Source organism: Cupriavidus pinatubonensis (assembly GCF_019602855.1).
Classification (GTDB): Bacteria; Pseudomonadota; Gammaproteobacteria; order Burkholderiales; family Burkholderiaceae; genus Cupriavidus; species Cupriavidus pinatubonensis.
Map to the genome: position 1 here is coordinate 3,317,985 of NZ_CP080767.1, position 17,930 is coordinate 3,335,914.

Sequence of the window (17,930 nt, forward strand, 5' to 3'; positions counted from 1 at the left end):
GGCCCTCTCCCCCGGCCCCTCTCCCGCGTGCGGGAGAAGGGAGCAAACCCCGGGGGTGGTTGGTTACTACGCTATGTCGCTACTGCGTGATTACTGGCAGGCTTCGCACTCTTCGAAGCCGGGATCGCCCGGACGCATCGTGCAGACCGCGCCTTCCGCTTCCGGCATGGCCGGTGCCGAGGCAGCCGCTGCGTCCATTGCCGAACCACCATCGCTGCCCGACGACACCGCGTTCAGCGAGCCGCGCGACACGGTGGACTTCTCCACATGGGTGGCAGCCATGGTGCGCAGGTAGTACGTGGTCTTCAGGCCGCGCAGCCAGGCCAGCTTGTAGGTGTCGTCCAGCTTCTTGCCCGAGGCGCCGGCCATGTAGATGTTCAGGGACTGGGCCTGGTCGATCCACTTCTGGCGGCGGCTGGCGGCTTCGACCAGCCAGGTCGGCTCGACTTCGAACGCGGTGGCGTAGATGTCGCGCAGGTCTTGCGGAATGCGGTCGATACGCGACAGCGAGCCGTCGAAGTACTTCAGGTCGGCGACCATCACTTCGTCCCACAGGCCGCGTTCCTTCAGGTCGCGCACCAGGTAGTCATTGACCACCGTGAACTCGCCCGACAGGTTCGACTTGACGTACAGGTTCTGGAACGTCGGCTCGATGCACGCGGACACGCCGATGATGTTCGAGATCGTGGCGGTCGGCGCGATGGCGATGCAGTTCGAGTTGCGCATGCCGTGCTGCTTGATGCGGGCGCGCAGGCTGTCCCAGTCCATGCTGCTCGACAGGTCCACGTCCAGGTAGCCGCCGCGCTCTTCGGCCAGCAGCTTGAGCGAGTCCTGCGGCAGGATGCCGCGGTCCCACAGCGAGCCGGCGTAGGTCTCGTAGCGGCCACGCTCTTCGGCCAGCTCGGTGGAGGCCTGGTAGGCGTAGTAGCACACGGCTTCCATCGAGGTGTCGGCGAACTTCACCGCGGCGTCGCTGGCGTACGGCGTGCGCAGCACGTGCAGGCAGTCCTGGAAGCCCATGATGCCCATGCCGACCGGACGGTGGCGCAGGTTGGAGTTGCGGGCCTTCTCGACAGCGTAGTAGTTGATGTCGATGACGTTGTCGAGCATCCGCATGGCGGTGCGGATGGTCTTCTGCAGCTTGGCGTGGTCGAGCACGTACGAGCCATCGGCCTGCTTCGTCAGGTGCGCGACCAGGTTGACCGAGCCCAGGTTGCAGACGGCGATTTCGCTGTCATTGGTGTTCAGCGTGATTTCCGTGCACAGGTTGGAGCTGTGGACGACGCCAACGTGCTGCTGCGGGCTGCGGATGTTGCAAGGATCCTTGAAGGTGATCCACGGGTGGCCGGTTTCGAACAGCATGCCCAGCATCTTGCGCCAGAGCTGCATGGCCGGGACCTTCTTGAACAGCTTCAGCTCGCCGCTGGCGGCCTTGGCTTCGTAGCCGAGGTAGGCCTGCTCGAACGCCTTGCCGACCTTGTCGTGCAGGTCCGGGCAGGTGGACGGCGAGAACAGCGTCCATTCGCCGTTTTCCATCACGCGCTTCATGAACAGGTCCGGAATCCAGTTGGCCGTGTTCATGTCGTGGGTGCGGCGGCGGTCGTCACCGGTGTTCTTGCGCAGTTCCAGGAACTCTTCGATGTCCAGGTGCCACGTTTCCAGGTAGGCGCAGACGGCGCCCTTGCGCTTGCCGCCCTGGTTCACGGCCACGGCGGTGTCGTTCACCACCTTCAGGAACGGCACTACGCCCTGCGACTTGCCGTTGGTGCCCTTGATGTGCGAGCCGAGTGCGCGCACGTTGGTCCAGTCATTGCCCAGGCCGCCGGCGAACTTCGACAGCAGCGCGTTTTCCTTGAGCGCTTCGTAGATGCCTTCCAGGTCGTCCGAAACCGTGGTCAGGTAGCACGACGACAGCTGCGAGCGACGGGTGCCCGAGTTGAACAGGGTCGGCGTGGACGACATGAAGTCGAACGACGACAGCAGCTGGTAGAACTCGATGGCGCGCGCTTCGCGGTCGGCTTCGTTGAGGGCCAGGCCCATGGCGACGCGCATGAAGAATGCCTGCGGCATCTCGATGCGAGTCTCGTCGATGTGCAGGAAATAGCGGTCATACAGCGTCTGCAGGCCCAGGTAGTTGAACTGGAAGTCGCGGCCGGCGTCCAGCGCAGCGCCCAGGCGGGCCAGGTCGAACGTGGCCAGCTTTTCGTCCAGCAGCTCGGCGGCGATACCGCGCGCGATGAACTTCGGGAAGTATTCGGCGTAACGCGTGGTCATTTCAGCCTGCGTCACTTCAGCACCCAGGATTTCCTTGCGGATGGTGTGCAGCAGGATACGGGCCGTGACCTGGCTGTAGTCCGGGTCCTTTTCGATCAGCGTACGCGCGGCCAGGATGGCGGAGTCGTACACCTGCGTCATCGGCACGCCTTCGTACAGGTTCTTGAGCGTTTCCTTGAGGATCGGCTCGGCGCTCACGGCCTTGCCCAGGCCGGCGCAGGCGGTGTCGAGCAAATCGTGCAGCGCGACGATGTCCAGCGGCTTGGTCACGCCGGCGTCGGTCACGTTGAACTGGATGCCGGATTCCTGCACGCGGGCCACGGCCTGCGCGCTGGCGCTCGCGCGCTCTTGCGCGCGCTTTTCGCGGTACAGCACATAGGAACGGGCCACTTCGTGCTCACCCGAGCGCATCAGGGCCAGTTCGACGTGGTCTTGCACGTCTTCGATATGGATGGCGCCACCGCTCGGGCGGCTGCGCACCAGCGCGCGCACGACGTTCTGCGTCAGTTGCTCGACGATCTCGCGCACGCGCGCGGAAGCGGCACCTTGCCCGCCGTTTACGGCGAGGAAGGCCTTGGTCATGGCAACGTTGATCTTGGACGGCTCGAACGCCACCACGGCGCCGTTACGGCGGATGATCTTGTAATCCTGGTAGTTCGTCGTGCCGGCTTGGGCTGCGGGGGCTTGTTGCGCGGTACCTGCAATACCGGCGGCGCCCGTCGCGCCCGTGGTGATTTCGTTCTGGGCCGTTTGCATATAGGAACTCCTGTTTTTAGCCTGTTTTAAGAGACAAAAGAGTCCCTGGCGAAATGCGGATGCGAAAGCGTCCTGCCGGACCTGAAGAACGGCTGAACTGACTGCTTTTTGCTACACATTTCGCCAGGGACTCTTGTGATGCGCCGGCCCCACATCAGGGTTTCAACCACTATCGCCACGTCTGCGACAGCTCCCTCATGGTTGGGCCAGCTCCCCGGATGAACTACTAGATATAGTGGTCGCTGCGGAAAACTGGGCTAAGTATAGTGAAACAAAACCGAAAGACCAGTCTTGACAAGCGTGGTTGCGACACCCGGATGACAAGTGCGGCAGCGCCACATTCCCGGGAACCGCGCTACGACAAGGGATCGCGCCAAGCCGTTCGCAAGCGCACATTTTTTGGAAATTTTTTTTATCCGTGTGGCGCGCCTGATAGCCCCACACCACCCTGGGGAATTGGCATGTGACACCGCGCCGACATGGTGCTGTGGCGGCTGCCCGACAGCACCTTAGTTGTGCGAGGGGCGGTAGGGTAACAGGTTTTGCGGAACCCCGGCGAGACCGGCAAAACGGTCCCAGTCGAAGTGCGGTCCGGGGTCGGTCTTGCGGCCCGGAGCGATGTCGCTATGGCCTGCAACCGCCCGCACTGGCAGGGTGGCGCGCAGGGCCTTCACCAGCGTGGAGGTGGTGGTGTACTGGGCGGCGGTGAATGGCAAGTCGTCAGTGCCTTCGATCTCGATGCCGACCGAGAAGTCATTGCAACGGCTGCGGCCGAAGAAATCAGACTGACCGGCATGCCAGGCGCGCTTGGTGCACGGGACGAACTGCACGAGTTCACCATCGCGCCGCACCAGGAAGTGCGCCGATACCTGCACCTGATGGATCGTCGCGAAGAACGGGTGGCGGTCGGGGTCGAGCCGGTTCTGGAAGAAGGCCTCGATATCACCGCTGCCGAACTGGCCCGGCGGCAGGCTGATGTTATGGAGCACCACCAGGTCCACCGGCATGCCGGCGGGCCGCTCGTCGAAGTTGGGCGACGGCACGCGGCGCGCGGCCGCAACCCAGCCTTCGGCGTCGGGCAGGAAACTGGCCGGGATGGGACCTGCAGCCGGAGCCGTCATGCCGCGCCCTCCCCTTCCTCGCGTTCATCGCGCCCGTCGCGGATACCGAGTTGCTGGATGCGGTAGCGCAACTGGCGCAGGTTCAGCCCCAGCAGCGGCGCGGCAGCGGTGCGATTGAAGCCGGTCTGGGCCAGCGCCTGCAGGATGATCTCGCGCTCCACGTCTTCCAGCCGGGCTGGCAGATCGATCGGGAACGTGACGCCACGGCAAGCGCGTTCGGCGGTATCAGGCAGGTCGGCCGGCACGACGATGGCCTCGGACTCTGGCGCGGTGGCGGCCTGTGGCGTGGGCTCGGGTGCCGGAGCGGGCTCCGCTGTCGCCAGGCCGCCGGCCCATGGCGTGTACGGCGTAAGCGGCGACGGCGCGGGACGCAGCGCCGCGTGCTCCATATTGGCGTCGAGCGGCCCCAGGTCTTCCACCTGGATATCCTCGGCCTCGGCAAACGCGTAGGCGCGTTCGAGCAGGTTTTCCAGTTCGCGGACGTTGCCCGGAAACGGATACGCCACCAGCCGCTCCAGCGCGGCCTGCGACAGCCGGCGCGGGCGCGGGTCGCTGTAACGCACGGCCAGGTGTTCGAGGATGGCGCGGGCCAGTACGGGAATGTCCTCGGCGCGCTCGCGCAGCGTCGGCATGCGCAACCCCAGCACATTGAGGCGGTAATACAAGTCCTGCCGGAACTGGCCGGTCGAGACCATCGCGGCCAGGTCCTTGTGGCTCGCGCACATCACGCGCACATCGACGGCATCTTCGCGGCTCGCGCCGATCTTGCGCACGCGGCGCTCCTGCAGCGCGCGCAGCAGCTTGACCTGCATGGCGAGCGGCAGGTCGGCCACCTCGTCGAGCAGCAGCGTGCCGCCGTTGGCAGCCTGGAAGAAGCCGCCGCGCTCGGCGTCGGCGCCGGTGAACGCGCCTTTGACGTGTCCGAAGAACTCGGACTCCATCAGGTTTTCCGGGATGGCGCCACAGTTCACCGCCACGAACGGGTGCGCGGCACGCGTGCTGGTGGCGTGGATGGCACGCGCGGCGCGTTCCTTGCCGCTGCCCGACTCGCCGCTGATCACCACCGGTGCCATGCTGCGCGCGAGCCGCGACAGCGAACGGCGCACCTCCTGCATGGCCGCCGAGTGGCCGGGCAACAGCGCAGCGGCACGGTCTGCAGCCAGGGCGGCTTCCGCGGCGGCTGCGTTGTCCTGGTCTTCGCGTTGCTGGCGCCCAAGCGCATTCATCACGAGGCTGCGCAACTGGTCCAGCGACACCGGTTTGGCAATGTAGTCGAACGCACCGGCCTTGAGCGCTTCGACGGCGTTGTCGGCACTCCCGTACGCGGTGATGACGGCCACCGGCACACGTTCCGGCGCGGCCGCAAGCTGGCGCACTATCTCGATACCGAGGCCGTCGCCAAGGCGCATATCGGTCAGCACCAGGCTGTAGCGTTGCTGTACGAGCTTCTCGCGCGCTTCGGCCAGCGAGCCGGCCAGCACCACGTCATGCCCCATGCGGCGGATGGAAATGTCCAGCAGCTCGCGCAAGTCTGCCTCGTCGTCGATGACGAGGATGGGATCGAGGCCAGGCGTTCTGGGTGGCATGGAGCTACGTATCGGAGGCGGAGTTTCGGTGGACAAGCGGATCGGCGCCTCGGGCCGGCGCCGCATCGCCGGTGTCGATGCGCAGCGTCAGCACGAAGGCCTTGGCAGGCAGTGTATCGCGCGGCGCAGCCAGCAGTCCGGTGCGCGCGAGCAGGTCGTCGAGTGCGATGGTGCCGTAGCGGACCTGCGCGTCATTAGCGCCGCATAGCTCGCGCGCCATGAACAGGCCGAGCCCGGTGCCCTGTGCATTGCTGGTAAAGAACGGCTCGAACAGGCTGCGCTGGTGCTCGCGCGGAATCTCCGTGCCGTCGTTCCAGACGATCAGCTCGGCATGGTGCTGGTCCAGCGCATGCGCGAGCAGGCGGATGGCGCCCGGCAGGCGGCTGCAATAGCGCCATGCGTTGTCGAGCAGGTTCCCAAGCACCTGCTGGAGCTGCGAGGTATCGAAGACAACCTGCTGCGGCACGTCTACCGTGAGCCGGATGGCATTCGCATTGATCTCGCCGCGTCCGGGCTGGCGCGTGTCACCGCCGCGCGGCACGCGCAAGCGCATTTCCAGGCGCCAGCGGTCGACGATCTCGGGCAGCGCCTGCGCCAGGTGCACGGTGCTGCGGCCCGTGCGCGGGCGGCGCGAGATCTGCAGCACGTCTGACACGACCTGGTCGAGCCGGCGCACATTGTCATGGATGATGCGCAGCAGGCGCGCATCGACATCGGACTCCACGCCGCCGCCGCTGCCCATGCTGGCGCCGTCGCCGAGTAGTTCGCTGGCCTGGCTGATCGCGGCCAGCGGGTTGCGGATCTGGTGCGCAACGCTGGCCACCAGCCGGCCCATGGCGGCGAGCTTTTCCTGCTGGACCTGTTCGGCGATGCGTTCCCAGCTTTCGATGTGGACCAGCACGGTGTCGCGCATCTCGCTGCGCAGCAGCGCCTCGTCGTCGGGCGTCCAGGCCATGGCTTCCTGCTGGGCAATGGCCAGGCGCAGGCGCGCGGCGGCTTCGGGCGTCAGTTCGTTCCAGGCGGCCGTGTCGAGGTTCGATGGCATCGTCGAGGTGCTTGCCACGGTGGCACGCAACCCGGCCAGCCCCGGCAGCACGAAACGCAGGCGCAGCCGCGTGTGCAGCGTGCCGCCGGCGGGCGGCGCCGGACGCGAGACGATGGGCAGCAGTTGCAGGATGCGGGGCACATCGTCCTTGCTGCGCAGCCAGTCCCGCAGCATTTCCATGAGCGGCTGCAGGCGCGGAATGCGGCGCAGGTCGAACAGCGCGGCCTGGCCACCTTCGTCGCCCTCGCCTTCGCGGCCGCGGCGCGAATAGACGCGCTCATGCGGCTGCACGCCCAGCAGCACCACGGCGGCCGGGTTGGCGGCCACGACCATGCCATTGGCGCGCACCAGCATCACGCCATCCTGCATGTCGTTGACCATCAGCCGGTTCACGAGCTGCTGCAGGCGCAGCTCCTGCTCGCGCGCGAGCGCGATCTTTTCCTGCGCGACCTGCCGGTAGGCCAGCATATACATCAGCAGCGCCGCGATCATGAACACCAGCCCGTACAGGCCCGAGCCGAGCAGGCCGGCATCGGCCTGGCGCAGCAGGATGGTCTGCATGAACGGGTGCGCCATGATCACCAGCGCCGAGAGCGAGGCGGCAAACAGCGCGAACAGCAGGCTGGTGAGCGCGCCGGCTTCCAGCGCCGGCAGCAGGAAGATCATCGCCAGGCCATCGGCATGGCCGTTGCGGCCGAGCATCTCGTAGATCAGGCCAAGCATGGCCAGATCGGCCAGCACCTGCAGCCGCACGCGCAAATGGAAACGCCTGCGCCACAACGTGCCCGCCAGCATGGCGAGCGCGATGCCAAGGTAAGGGATGGCCAGTTGCATGGCCGCCGTCGTGTGGGCGGGCAAGGTGAGCTGGAACGGCAGCACGAGCGACACGCCGTGCGTATCCGCGCCTCGCTGCATGATGGTGAAGGCCAGCAACAGCAGGCCCACGGCCACGCGGGTCCAGCAGAAATAGCGCAGCAGGCGCCAGTGGAAATCAGGCGGCTCGGGCGCTCGCCACAGTTGGGCAAAGCCGAGCCACGGGGCGTGCCGGGCGGTGATCGTCGGCCGCGCCGTGCTCATGCGCGGTCGCCGCTGTCGTCGGGCAAGTGGCTGCGCCGGCAGTAATGCAGGCCGCGCCAGGCAATGGCCTCGCTCTTCGGCAGGTGCACGCCGCAATGGGCGCACTGGACCATGGTCTCGGCGTGGTCGTCACGCGGTGCAGGCGTCGGGCGAGCCGCGCGGGAAGTCTGCTCGCGCTGCGCTTCGGCGCGCGAGCGCAGCCACCAGAACACCCCCAGCACCACGGCCAGCAGAATGAAGATTCTTGCCATGGCGGTCTCAGAGCCGGTGCAGGATCACTTCAATCACGAAGCGGCTGCCGACATAGGCCAGCAGCAGGATGCCGAACGAGGCAATGACCCAGCGCAGCGCCACGCGGCCGCGCCAGCCGCGGAAGTGCCGCCCGGCCAGGATGCCGCCGAACATCGCCCACGAAATCAGCGCGAACACGGTCTTGTGGTCGAGCCGGAACGCGCGGCCGAATAGTTCCTCCGAGAACAACAGGCCGGAGGCGATGGTCAGCGTCAGCAGCACAAAGCCGGCGCCGATGAGCCGGAACAGCAGCTTTTCAAGCGTCAGCAGCGGCGGCAGCAGGTCCAGCCAGCGACCCAGCCACTCGTTTGCCGGCGCCTTGGCCGTGCCATTGCCCGGACGCGCGGGTGTGTGCTTGAAGCCGTGCAGGCGGCGCTCGGCCATCAGCATCAGGAACGCGTGGAACGCCGCCAGCGTGAACAAGCCATAGGCGACGTTGGCGATGATGAAATGCAGCTTGAACAGCGGCTGCGCGGCATAGCCCAGGATCTGCGAGCCCGGAAAGGCCAGCGGCATCAGGCTGGCGACGAGAGCCACCGGGATCACGATCAGTCCCAAGCCGGCCAGCGAGAAGAAGAAGCTTTCGATCCAGTAGATTCCCACGCCGAGCCACAGCATGGCCGAGAGGGCGAAGGCGAAGCCGAACATCATGCGGTCGGCCGGGAAGATGGTTTCATGCAGCAGCATGCCGTGGCTGGTCAGCACGGCCGCCATCAGCAGGTGCCACCAGCCCGGCTGCGCCTCGCCGCGTCCTCCCGCGACGCCCGCAGGTCCGCCGTTGGCCGTCAGTACAGCCGACGCCGCGCCGCCAGCGGGGCCACCGGCGGCGGCGAGCCGGGGATTGCGCGTCACCCAGCCGTGGAAGGCCAGGCCGCAATAGAGAAGTGCCGTCAGGGCATACAGTACAATGACCATTTGCGCAGTTTACCTTAGTGCCTCCTGCCAGTGGCGGGCGGCTAACGCGGTAACAAAGGCCGCAACACAGCCCTTTCTTCCCCCATTCCTGCCATGCTGGACAATCTCACTCAACGCCTGGCGCGGGTCGTCAAGACCATGCGCGGCGAGGCCCGCCTGACCGAGGCCAATACCGCCGAAATGCTGCGCGAAGTGCGCCTGGCCATGCTCGAGGCCGACGTGGCGCTCCCGGTCGTCCGCGACTTCATTGCCCGCGTCAAGGAAAAGGCGATGGGCGAGGACGTCGTCTCGAGCCTGACCCCGGGCCAGGCCCTGGTCGGCGTGGTGCAGCGCGAGCTGACCACGGTGATCGGCGGCGAGGAAGCCATCTCCGGCAAGGGTGCGGAGCTGAACCTGGCCGTGCAGCCCCCCGCCATCATCCTGATGGCAGGCCTGCAGGGCGCCGGCAAGACCACCACCGTCGGCAAGCTGGCCAAGTGGCTTAAAGAGAACAAGAAGAAGAAAGTGCTGACGGTCTCGTGCGACGTGTACCGTCCGGCAGCTATCGCCCAGCTGAAGACGGTGTCCGAACAGGTCGGCGCCGAATTCTTCCCGTCCCAGCCCGACCAGAAGCCGGTCGACATCGCCCGCGCGGCGGTGGACTGGGCGCGCAAGCATTACCACGACGTGCTGATCGTCGATACGGCGGGCCGTCTCGGTATCGACGAGGCGATGATGCAGGAAATCGCCGCGCTGCACGCCGAGCTGAAGCCGGCCGAAACGCTGTTCGTGGTCGACGCCATGCTCGGCCAGGACGCGGTCAACACGGCCAAGGCCTTCAACGACACCCTGCCGCTGACGGGCGTGGTGCTGACCAAGCTGGACGGCGATGCGCGCGGCGGTGCCGCGCTGTCGGTGCGCCATGTCACCGGCCGGCCGATCAAGTTCGTCGGCGTCGGCGAAAAGCTCGACGGCCTGGAGCCGTTCTACCCCGACCGCATGGCCCAGCGTATTCTGGGCATGGGCGACATCCTCGCACTGGTCGAGGAAGCCCAGCGCGGCGTGGACATGGACGCCGCCGAGAAGCTGGCCAAGAAGATCAAGAAGACTGGCGGCTTCGACCTGGAAGACTTCAAGGCCCAGATCGGCCAGATGAAGAAGATGGGCGGCCTCGGCAGCCTGGTCGACAAGCTGCCCGCGCAGTTCGCGCAGCAGGCCCAGGGCGCCAATATGGATCAGGCGGAAAAGCAGGTGCGCCGCATGGAAGGCATCATCAACAGCATGACTGCCGCCGAGCGCGCCAAGCCCGAGCTGATCAAGGCCAGCCGCAAGCGCCGCATTGCCGCGGGCGCGGGCGTGCCGGTGCAGGAAGTGAACCGCCTGCTGAACCAGTTCGACCAGATGCAAGGCATGATGAAGAAGCTCAAGGGCGGCGGCATGATGAAGATGATGCGCCAGATGGGTGCAATGAAGGGCGGCATGAAGGGCCTTTTCAACCGCTGATCGGCGCCGCGCTCCCTACCTGCCCTACCCCGCAAGAGACAAGAACAGGAAAGACATCATGATGACCGCTGAACAGGCCCGCGAACTGTGGGCCAACTCCGAGGAAATCGTCAGCGCCCAGGAAGTCCAGGCATCGCTGGACCGCATGGCGAAAGACATCACCGCGAAGATGGGCGATGCCTTCCCGCTGGTGCTGTCTGTGATGGGCGGCGCGGTGGTGTTCACCGGCATGCTGCTGCCCAAGCTGCAGTTCCCGCTGGAATTCGACTACATCCACCTGTCCCGCTACAACAACAAGACCGTGGGCGGCGAGATGCAATGGCGCGTGGCGCCGCGTGAATCCGTCAGGGATCGCGTGGTGCTGGTGCTCGACGATATCCTCGACGAAGGCGAGACCATGGCGGCCATCCGCCAGCGCATCATGGATATGGGCGCCAAGGAATTCCACGCCGCGGTGCTGTGCGAGAAGACGCTGACCAAGCTCAAGCCGATGCATCCGGATTTCTGCGGCTTCCAGGTGCCGGACCGGTATGTGTTTGGTTGCGGGATGGACGCGAAGGGATACTGGCGGAATCTGGGGACGATTCGGGCGCTGATGTAAGCGCCCGTCAGCCGGCGTGGTGTGCCCCCAGAATCGGCCACAGCGACGCCAGCAGCAGCAACGCCATCCCCACATTGAACACGCGCAGCACGCGCGGCTGCGACAGCCAGCGGCGCAGGGCCGAGCCAAACACGGCCCACATCGCCACGCTCGGCAGGTTGATAACGGCGAAGATGCCCGCCATCAACGCCACGTTCAGCCACACATTGCCGTGCAGCACATAGGTGCTGCACGCGCCTACCGCCATCACCCAAGCCTTTGGGTTGACCCACTGGAACGCGGCCGCCTGCAGGAAACCCATCGGGCGCGCGACCTGTCGATCCTGCAGGCCGCCTGAGGTAGCAAGCTTCCATGCGAGCCAGACCAGATAAGCGCCGGCCGCGATCCGAAGCACCTGCCACGTCCATGGCCAGTGCGAGAACATCGAGCCAAGCCCAAGACCTACCAGCGCGACCATCAGCGAAAAGCCGCTACTGATGCCTAGCAGATGCGGAATCGTCCGCGTGAATCCGAAATTCACGCCGGAGGCGAGCACCATGGTGTTATTGGGACCGGGCGTGATCGACGACACCAGGGCGAATGCAGAAAACGCGAGAAAGACGCCAGAACCAGCGACAAGATCGGGGAAAGCCATGGCACGCAACCGCTGAATATGGGGGATTGCTGCCAGTCTAGTCACAGCTAACAGTACAGTACCGGTACAGTTTCGCGAAATTCTTCCGTGACGGCAGTGCGCCGTACAGCGGGCCGGTCGTTATGCGCCTGCGCGATATGGGTGCTCACGCAGCCACTTGGTAGCGATCCATTTTTCGCCCGATTGCACCGGCAGGCCGGCGTGCAACGTACGTTCGTCGAGCTTGCCGTCGGGTTGCAGATAACTGAAGTACACAGCGTTGCCCTTGACCGGCGCCACTTCCAGGCCGATGCGCGGGAACGCCGTTGCGCCGCCCGCCTGCGGCGTGTTCAGGTAGATCACGAGCGTCGCAGTGCGCTGGCCGCCTACGCGGAGCTGGCGTGCCTCGCCGGGGCGCTTCGGATTGAAGAAATCGAAATGCGGCTGGTATTCGCCGCCCGGCTTGTAGTTGAGTATCTGCAAACCTTCCCCATGGTCGACGGGTACGCCGAGCACGGCGGCAATGCGGTCCTCGATGCGCTGGATCAGCGTGTGCTCGCCCACCTGGAACATGGCACCCATGCTGGTGCGCGCATCGATCAGGTTTTCGTCGCCAGTATCCGGGTTGATCACCGGCGAACGCGCAAGGCGTCCGCGTGCGAGTTCGACCAGCGCATCGCACTCGGCATCGCTCAACAAGTGTTGGTACAGACGGATGCTCGGCGACTGCAGGGAAAACAGCACGGGAACTTCGCGCCGGGCGAGACGTGGCGCGGGTTGAGTAGCCGACGCATCGGGACGACGATGGCCCATTGCCGTGGCCACGGCGCTGCGCGCGAACGCGGCGTCATAGCCAGACCGCAGCATGGAAAGCACAAGCGATTCGGCGCCAAAGCCCTCGGAAATATGCCGCGCCAGCCAGCGCTCAAGCTCGGGCGACGAGGTGGCATAGCCCGGATTGCCCACGGCCGGACGCGTGTCGACAGTCATGACGGATTGGCCAGGCGCTGCGGCGAGAACGGGTTACGCGCGGGCGCCTCGGGCAGCAGCTTGCGCGGACGGGTCGGCGCGTTCTCCGGGTCGCCCGCGACGGTAACCGTGGCTTCCGAATACTGCCAGCGCTTCCACGCGGCCAGCACCGCGTTCGGGTATTCAGGACGGCCGCGGCTGCCGTTGTAGCGGCCGAGCGCCAGGAACAGGTCGCCCTGCTCGCGGTCCAGGTAGTGGCGCAGGATGGTGCAGCCGTAGCGCAGGTTGCTCTGCAGGTGGAACAGCTTGCGCGGGTCGTTGTCGCCGATCGTGCGGACCCAGAAGGGCATCACTTGCATCAGACCGCGCGCGCCGACCGAGCTGATCGCGTACTTGCGGAAGTTGCTTTCGACCTGCACCAGGCCCAGCACCAGCGAGGGTTCGAGCCCGGCGCGCTTGGCTTCGTAGTACGCGGCTTCGATCAGCTCCACGCGCATCTGCGGCTCGGGGATGCGGCCTTCGAGCCGATGCGACATTTCGCCGAGCCACTTGAGGTAGGCCAGCCGTTCGCCGCCGGTGGCAAAGACCGGCCGCACCGGGCGCGAGTCGGCAATGGCCGCAGCCAGCGCGCCGCGCACCGAATCGGCCAGATCTTCTTCCTTTTGCGCGCCAGCCTGCGCGGCAGTGGCGGCAAACGCCAGCAGCAGGCTGCCGGCCGTGCGAACCAGACGGGCCGCGCGCATGGGCTTACTTGCCGATCTGGCCGCGTACGTGGCCGACCACGTCGGCCACGGCCACTTGCGTCGCCTGCGCGTCGCGGCGGCCCTGGTATTCGACCTTGCCTTCCTTCAGGCCACGGTCGCCCACCACCACGCGGTGCGGCACGCCGATCAGTTCCCAGTCGGCGAACATCACGCCGGGGCGCTCGCCACGGTCGTCAATGATGACGTCCACGCCGGCAGCCAGCAGCTCGGCGTGGATGCGGTCAGCCTCGGCCTTGACGGCTTCGGAGCGGTCATAGCCGACCGGGCACACCACGACCTCGAACGGGGCAATGGCGGCGGGCCAGATGATGCCGCGCTCGTCGAAGTTCTGCTCGATGGCGGCGCCAAGGATACGGGTCACGCCGATACCGTAGCAGCCCATCTGCATCGGTTGGGTCTTGCCGTTCTCGTCCAGGAAGGTCGCGTTCATCGACTCGGAATAACGCGTGCCGAGCATGAACACGTGGCCCACTTCGATGCCGCGGCAGATTTCCAGCGTGCCCTTGCCGTCCGGCGAGGCGTCCCCGGCCACCACGTTGCGCAGGTCGGCAACGATCGGCTCGGGCAGGTCACGGCCCCAGTTGACGCCGGTGAAGTGGTAGTCGCGATAGTTCGCGCCGCAGCAGAAGTCGCTCATGTTGGCGACGGTGCGGTCGGCCACGACCTTGACCGGCTTCTTCATGTCGATCGGGCCCAGGTAGCCCGGGGGCGAACCGAACGCGTCGACGATCTCGTTTTCGGTGGCGAAGCGGAAGTCAGCCAGGCCCGCCACCTTCGAAGCCTTGACCTCGTTAAGCTCGTGGTCGGCGCGGATCAGCAGCAGCCAGATCTCTGCGCCGGCCTCGGTGTCCTTGGCCAGCACGATCGACTTGACGTTGCGTTCGAGCGGGATGCCCAGGAACTCGGCCACTTGCTCGCACTTGACCTTTTCCGGAGTAAAGGTCTTTTCCAGCGCCTGGGTCGGCGCGGCACGCTCGGCCACCAGCGGCAGCGCCTCGGCGGCTTCCATGTTGGCGGCGTAGTCGGACGTCGGGCAGTAGACGATGGCGTCTTCGCCGGTGTCGGCAATCACGTGGAATTCGTGCGAGCCCGAACCGCCGATGGCGCCGTTGTCGGCCGCCACGGCGCGGAATTCCAGGCCGAAGCGCTGGAAGATGCGCACGTACGCGTCGTACATGTTCTCGTACGACTTCTTCAGGCCCTCGGCGTCACGGTCGAACGAGTACGCGTCCTTCATCGTGAATTCGCGGCCGCGCATGATGCCGAAGCGAGGACGGCGCTCGTCGCGGAACTTGGTCTGGATCTGGTAGAAATTGACCGGCAGCTGCTTGTAGCTGCGGATTTCGCTGCGCGCAATGTCCGTCACGACTTCCTCGGAGGTCGGTTGCACGGCGAAGTCGCGCTCGTGGCGATCCTTCAGGCGCAGCAGCTCCGGGCCCATCTTGTCCCAGCGGCCGGTTTCCTGCCACAGCTCGGCCGGCTGGATCACGGGCATCGACAGTTCCACGGCGCCGGCGCGGTTCATTTCCTCGCGGACGATGTTTTCCACCTTGCGGATCACGCGCAGGCCCACCGGCATGTAGTTGTAGATGCCGGCGCCGAGCTTCTTGATCATGCCCGCGCGCATCATGAGCTTGTGCGACACGATTTCCGCGTCGGCGGGGGCTTCCTTCAGGGTGGAAATGAAAAATTGCGAGGCTTTCATCCGAATGTCTTCTCTGGAAACCGGTAAATCCCGGTGAATTGGCGGCAGCCATGCCGCGCATAATCGACTGGAACGCGCCGACAACTGCCTGAAACTGCCCTTCCCGCTCGGGGAAAACCAGCAGCACCCCGCCTGAGCCGGGCCGCGCGCATCCTTTATAATCGACATAATTCTAAAGGATTCGAGGTGCAGTCATGCTCGATCGTGAAGGCTTTCGCCCGAACGTCGGCATCATCCTCATCAACGCACGAAACGAGGTTTTCTGGGGCAAGCGAATCGGCGAGCATTCCTGGCAGTTTCCGCAAGGCGGCATCAAGTACGGCGAAACGCCCGAACAGGCCATGTATCGCGAACTGCATGAGGAGATCGGCCTGCTACCGGAGCACGTCAGGATCGTCGGTCGCACGCGCGACTGGTTGCGCTATGAGGTGCCGGACAAGTTCATCCGCCGCGAGATCCGCGGCCATTACAGGGGCCAGAAGCAGATCTGGTTCCTGCTGCGCATGGCAGGCAGGGACTGTGACGTACACCTGCGCGCCACGGAGCATCCCGAGTTCGATGCCTGGCGGTGGAGCGACTACTGGGTGCCGCTGGAGGCAGTCATCGAGTTCAAGCGCGACGTGTACCAGCTTGCACTGACAGAGCTGTCGCGCTTCCTGAACCGCAATCCGCGCGTGCCGCTGAGCCCGTACGGCGTGCATCACGGCCGCCATGGCAGCGGGCAGCGGTATGCGCAGCAGCCCGGCCAGCCGCCCACGCTGGCGCAGCGCCGGCCGCTGCAGCCCGTCACGCAGGTCGCGCCTGTTGCACCGGCAGCGGAAGCGGTGCAGGCAGTGGAAAGCGATGCAGTTTTGCCGGCTACGCCGGCCCCCAACCCGACGGAGTCCTGATGAATCGTGTTACCGGCCTGGGCCGCCGCGGCGGCCTGACCGCTGCTGGCCTGTTGCTTGCCGCCGCCTGCCTGGCACTGGCAGGCTGCAAGACCACCGGCAAGGAAATGCCCGAAGAAGAATCCAAGTGGATCAATCCGTTCGAGCCCAAGACCTTCAAGGAAGAAGAGGCCATTCTGCCAGCGCTGCCGCAGGATGCGAACCTGATTCCGTTCTCGGTCAACGGCACCGGCAATCTCACGTTCGAGGTGGACGGCAAGTCGGTGTCGGTCGGCAACGACAAGGTGGTGCGGTTCACGGTGGTAATCAGCAGCTCGACGGGTGCGCGCAACGTGAATTACGAAGGCCTGCGCTGCGACGCCTTCGAGCGGCGGATCTACGCGACGCTCCCGGCAGGTGCCAAGGAATGGGAAGTGAACCGCGGCGAGTCTCGCGACAGCTGGATCCGCATGCAGACTTCGGCGCGCAACGCCTATGCGGCGACGCTGGCGACGGATTTCTTCTGCGAAGGCCGCACCGTGGCCGGTACGCCGGAGAAAATGGTCCGCGACCTGAAGGACAGCGCACCGCACCGTCGCTGAATGCCAGCCGGCTGAATGCAGAAAGGGCGATGCCTCGGCGTCGCCCTTTTCTTTTGCGGCGTGATGCCGGCTCAGACCAGCACGAGGTTGTCCCGGTGGATCAGTTCGGGTTCGTTCAGGTGGCCGAGCACCGACTCGATCTCCGACGACGGCTTGCGCGCGATCAGGCGGGCCTCGGCGCTCGAATAGTTGGTGATGCCGCGCGCCACTTCGCGCCCGTCCGCGCCGACACAGGCAATTACCTCGCCGCGCGCGAACTCGCCCTGCACTTCGACCACGCCGATCGGCAGCAGTGACTTGCCGCCGCTCGTCAGCTTTTCGACGGCGCCGGCGTCGATGACCACGCGGCCGCGCAGCTGCAAGTGATCTGCCATCCACTGTTTGCGCGCGGTCAGGCGGCCGGTCGGCGCCAGCAGTTGCGTGCCAATGGCCTCACCGGCTGCCAGGCGTTCGAGCACGTTGGCCTCACGGCCAGACGCAATGGTCGTGTGCGCGCCTGACTTGGCCGCGCGCTTGGCCGCGAGGATCTTGGTCAGCATGCCGCCCCGGCCGATCGATGTACCGGCGCCGCCCGCCATCTGCTCCAGCTCGGGCGTGCCGGCCAGCGCCTCGTCGACGAACTCGGCATTCGGGTCCTTGCGCGGATCAGCGGTGTAGAGCCCACGCTGGTCGGTCAGGATGACCAGCGCATCGCCTTCGATCAGGTTGGTGACCAGCGCGCCAAGCGTGTCGTTGTCGCCGAACTTGATTTCGTCGGTAACCACGGTGTCGTTCTCGTTGATGATCGGCACGACGCCGAGAGACAGCAGCGTGAGCAGCGTGGAACGTGCGTTCAGGTAGCGTTCGCGGTCGGCCAGATCGGCGTGGGTCAGCAGCACCTGCGCGGTGCGGATGCCATAGCGGCCGAACTGGCTTTCGTAGACCTGCGCCAGGCCCATCTGGCCAACGGCGGCGGCGGCTTGCAGTTCGTGGATTTCACGCGGTCGGCGTACCCAGCCCAGGCGTTGCATGCCCTCGGCAATGGCGCCGGAACTAACCAGCACCACTTCCTTGCCGATCGAACGCAGCTTTGCGATCTGCGCCGCCCAGCGCGCAATGGCGTCGTAGTCCAATCCCTTGCCGTCGTTGGTGACCAGGCTGGAGCCAACCTTGACGACGATACGTTTTGCCTGGGCAATGACCGATTGCATGGCGAGAAATCCTGTCTCCGGGGGGCTTTTCTGGCATCCCCAATGGTGATCCCTCGCCCCGCATGGGCGA

15 protein-coding genes are annotated in these 17,930 nt (G+C 65.8%); 4 read left to right on the plus strand and 11 right to left on the minus strand.

Translation table 11 applies throughout. From position 1 onward, the window contains the following. Nucleotides 1-90 precede the first annotated feature (90 nt). The 6 genes from K2O51_RS28070 to K2O51_RS28095 all read right to left on the minus strand — a co-directional run bounded on the left by K2O51_RS28070 (nt 91) and on the right by K2O51_RS28095 (nt 9,065). The gene (locus K2O51_RS28070) at nt 91-3,030 is read right to left on the minus strand and encodes a ribonucleoside-diphosphate reductase subunit alpha (protein WP_220631067.1); all 2,940 of its coding nucleotides are present in this window, start codon (nt 3,028-3,030) and stop codon (nt 91-93) included. Between the two features lie 509 nt (nt 3,031-3,539). Continuing rightward, nucleotides 3,540-4,151 (minus strand): 1,6-anhydro-N-acetylmuramyl-L-alanine amidase AmpD, encoded by a 612-nt coding sequence (gene ampD, locus K2O51_RS28075; RefSeq protein WP_220631068.1) that lies wholly within the window; start codon nt 4,149-4,151, stop codon nt 3,540-3,542. Continuing rightward, complete coding sequence (locus K2O51_RS28080) at nt 4,148-5,737, minus strand: sigma-54-dependent transcriptional regulator (RefSeq protein ID WP_220631069.1); 1,590 nt, start codon at nt 5,735-5,737, stop codon at nt 4,148-4,150. The genes ampD and K2O51_RS28080 overlap by 4 nt, the downstream gene beginning before the upstream one ends. Nucleotides 5,738-5,741: 4 nt before the next feature. Further along, nucleotides 5,742-7,859 (minus strand): sensor histidine kinase, encoded by a 2,118-nt coding sequence (locus K2O51_RS28085; protein ID WP_011299089.1) that lies wholly within the window; start codon nt 7,857-7,859, stop codon nt 5,742-5,744. Beyond that, complete coding sequence (locus tag K2O51_RS28090) at nt 7,856-8,110, minus strand: PP0621 family protein (RefSeq protein ID WP_011299090.1); 255 nt, start codon at nt 8,108-8,110, stop codon at nt 7,856-7,858. Before K2O51_RS28090 ends, K2O51_RS28085 begins: the two co-directional genes overlap by 4 nt. Nucleotides 8,111-8,117: 7 nt before the next feature. Continuing rightward, nucleotides 8,118-9,065, minus strand: coding sequence for a cytochrome C assembly family protein (locus K2O51_RS28095; protein WP_140952259.1), 948 nt, complete (start codon nt 9,063-9,065; stop codon nt 8,118-8,120). 93 nt (nt 9,066-9,158) lie between these two features. On the opposite strand from K2O51_RS28095, the gene ffh reads away from it, so the two are divergent. After that, a complete protein-coding gene (gene ffh, locus K2O51_RS28100; RefSeq protein WP_011299092.1) occupies nt 9,159-10,547 on the plus strand; it encodes a signal recognition particle protein in 1,389 nt (462 codons plus the stop codon). 58 nt (nt 10,548-10,605) lie between these two features. Further along, nucleotides 10,606-11,148: a hypoxanthine-guanine phosphoribosyltransferase gene (locus K2O51_RS28105; RefSeq protein ID WP_011299093.1), complete on the plus strand. Its 543-nt coding sequence runs from the start codon at nt 10,606-10,608 to the stop codon at nt 11,146-11,148. Between the two features lie 7 nt (nt 11,149-11,155). Here K2O51_RS28105 and K2O51_RS28110 read toward each other — a convergent pair whose 3' ends face one another. From K2O51_RS28110 to K2O51_RS28125, 4 genes are all read right to left on the minus strand, one after another. Beyond that, on the minus strand, nt 11,156-11,782 hold the full coding sequence (locus K2O51_RS28110) for a LysE family translocator (protein WP_140952262.1): 627 nt from the start codon (nt 11,780-11,782) through the stop codon (nt 11,156-11,158). A gap of 120 nt (nt 11,783-11,902) precedes the next feature. Further along, entirely contained in the window at nt 11,903-12,751 is an 849-nt protein-coding gene (locus K2O51_RS28115) for a 2OG-Fe(II) oxygenase (protein WP_011299095.1), read from the minus strand. Next, entirely contained in the window at nt 12,748-13,473 is a 726-nt protein-coding gene (locus K2O51_RS28120) for a lytic transglycosylase domain-containing protein (RefSeq protein ID WP_011299096.1), read from the minus strand. Before K2O51_RS28120 ends, K2O51_RS28115 begins: the two co-directional genes overlap by 4 nt. Nucleotides 13,474-13,477: 4 nt before the next feature. Next, nucleotides 13,478-15,199 (minus strand): proline--tRNA ligase, encoded by a 1,722-nt coding sequence (locus tag K2O51_RS28125; protein ID WP_140952267.1) that lies wholly within the window; start codon nt 15,197-15,199, stop codon nt 13,478-13,480. A 194-nt stretch (nt 15,200-15,393) separates the two neighbouring features. On the opposite strand from K2O51_RS28125, the gene K2O51_RS28130 reads away from it, so the two are divergent. Both K2O51_RS28130 and K2O51_RS28135 read left to right on the plus strand, forming a co-directional pair. Next, nucleotides 15,394-16,089 (plus strand): RNA pyrophosphohydrolase, encoded by a 696-nt coding sequence (locus tag K2O51_RS28130; RefSeq protein WP_011299098.1) that lies wholly within the window; start codon nt 15,394-15,396, stop codon nt 16,087-16,089. Further along, complete coding sequence (locus tag K2O51_RS28135) at nt 16,089-16,670, plus strand: CNP1-like family protein (RefSeq protein WP_011299099.1); 582 nt, start codon at nt 16,089-16,091, stop codon at nt 16,668-16,670. The genes K2O51_RS28130 and K2O51_RS28135 overlap by 1 nt, the downstream gene beginning before the upstream one ends. Before the next feature lie 71 nt (nt 16,671-16,741). Here K2O51_RS28135 and proB read toward each other — a convergent pair whose 3' ends face one another. Then, on the minus strand, nt 16,742-17,860 hold the full coding sequence (gene proB, locus K2O51_RS28140; protein ID WP_011299100.1) for a glutamate 5-kinase: 1,119 nt from the start codon (nt 17,858-17,860) through the stop codon (nt 16,742-16,744). Nucleotides 17,861-17,930: the final 70 nt, after the last annotated feature.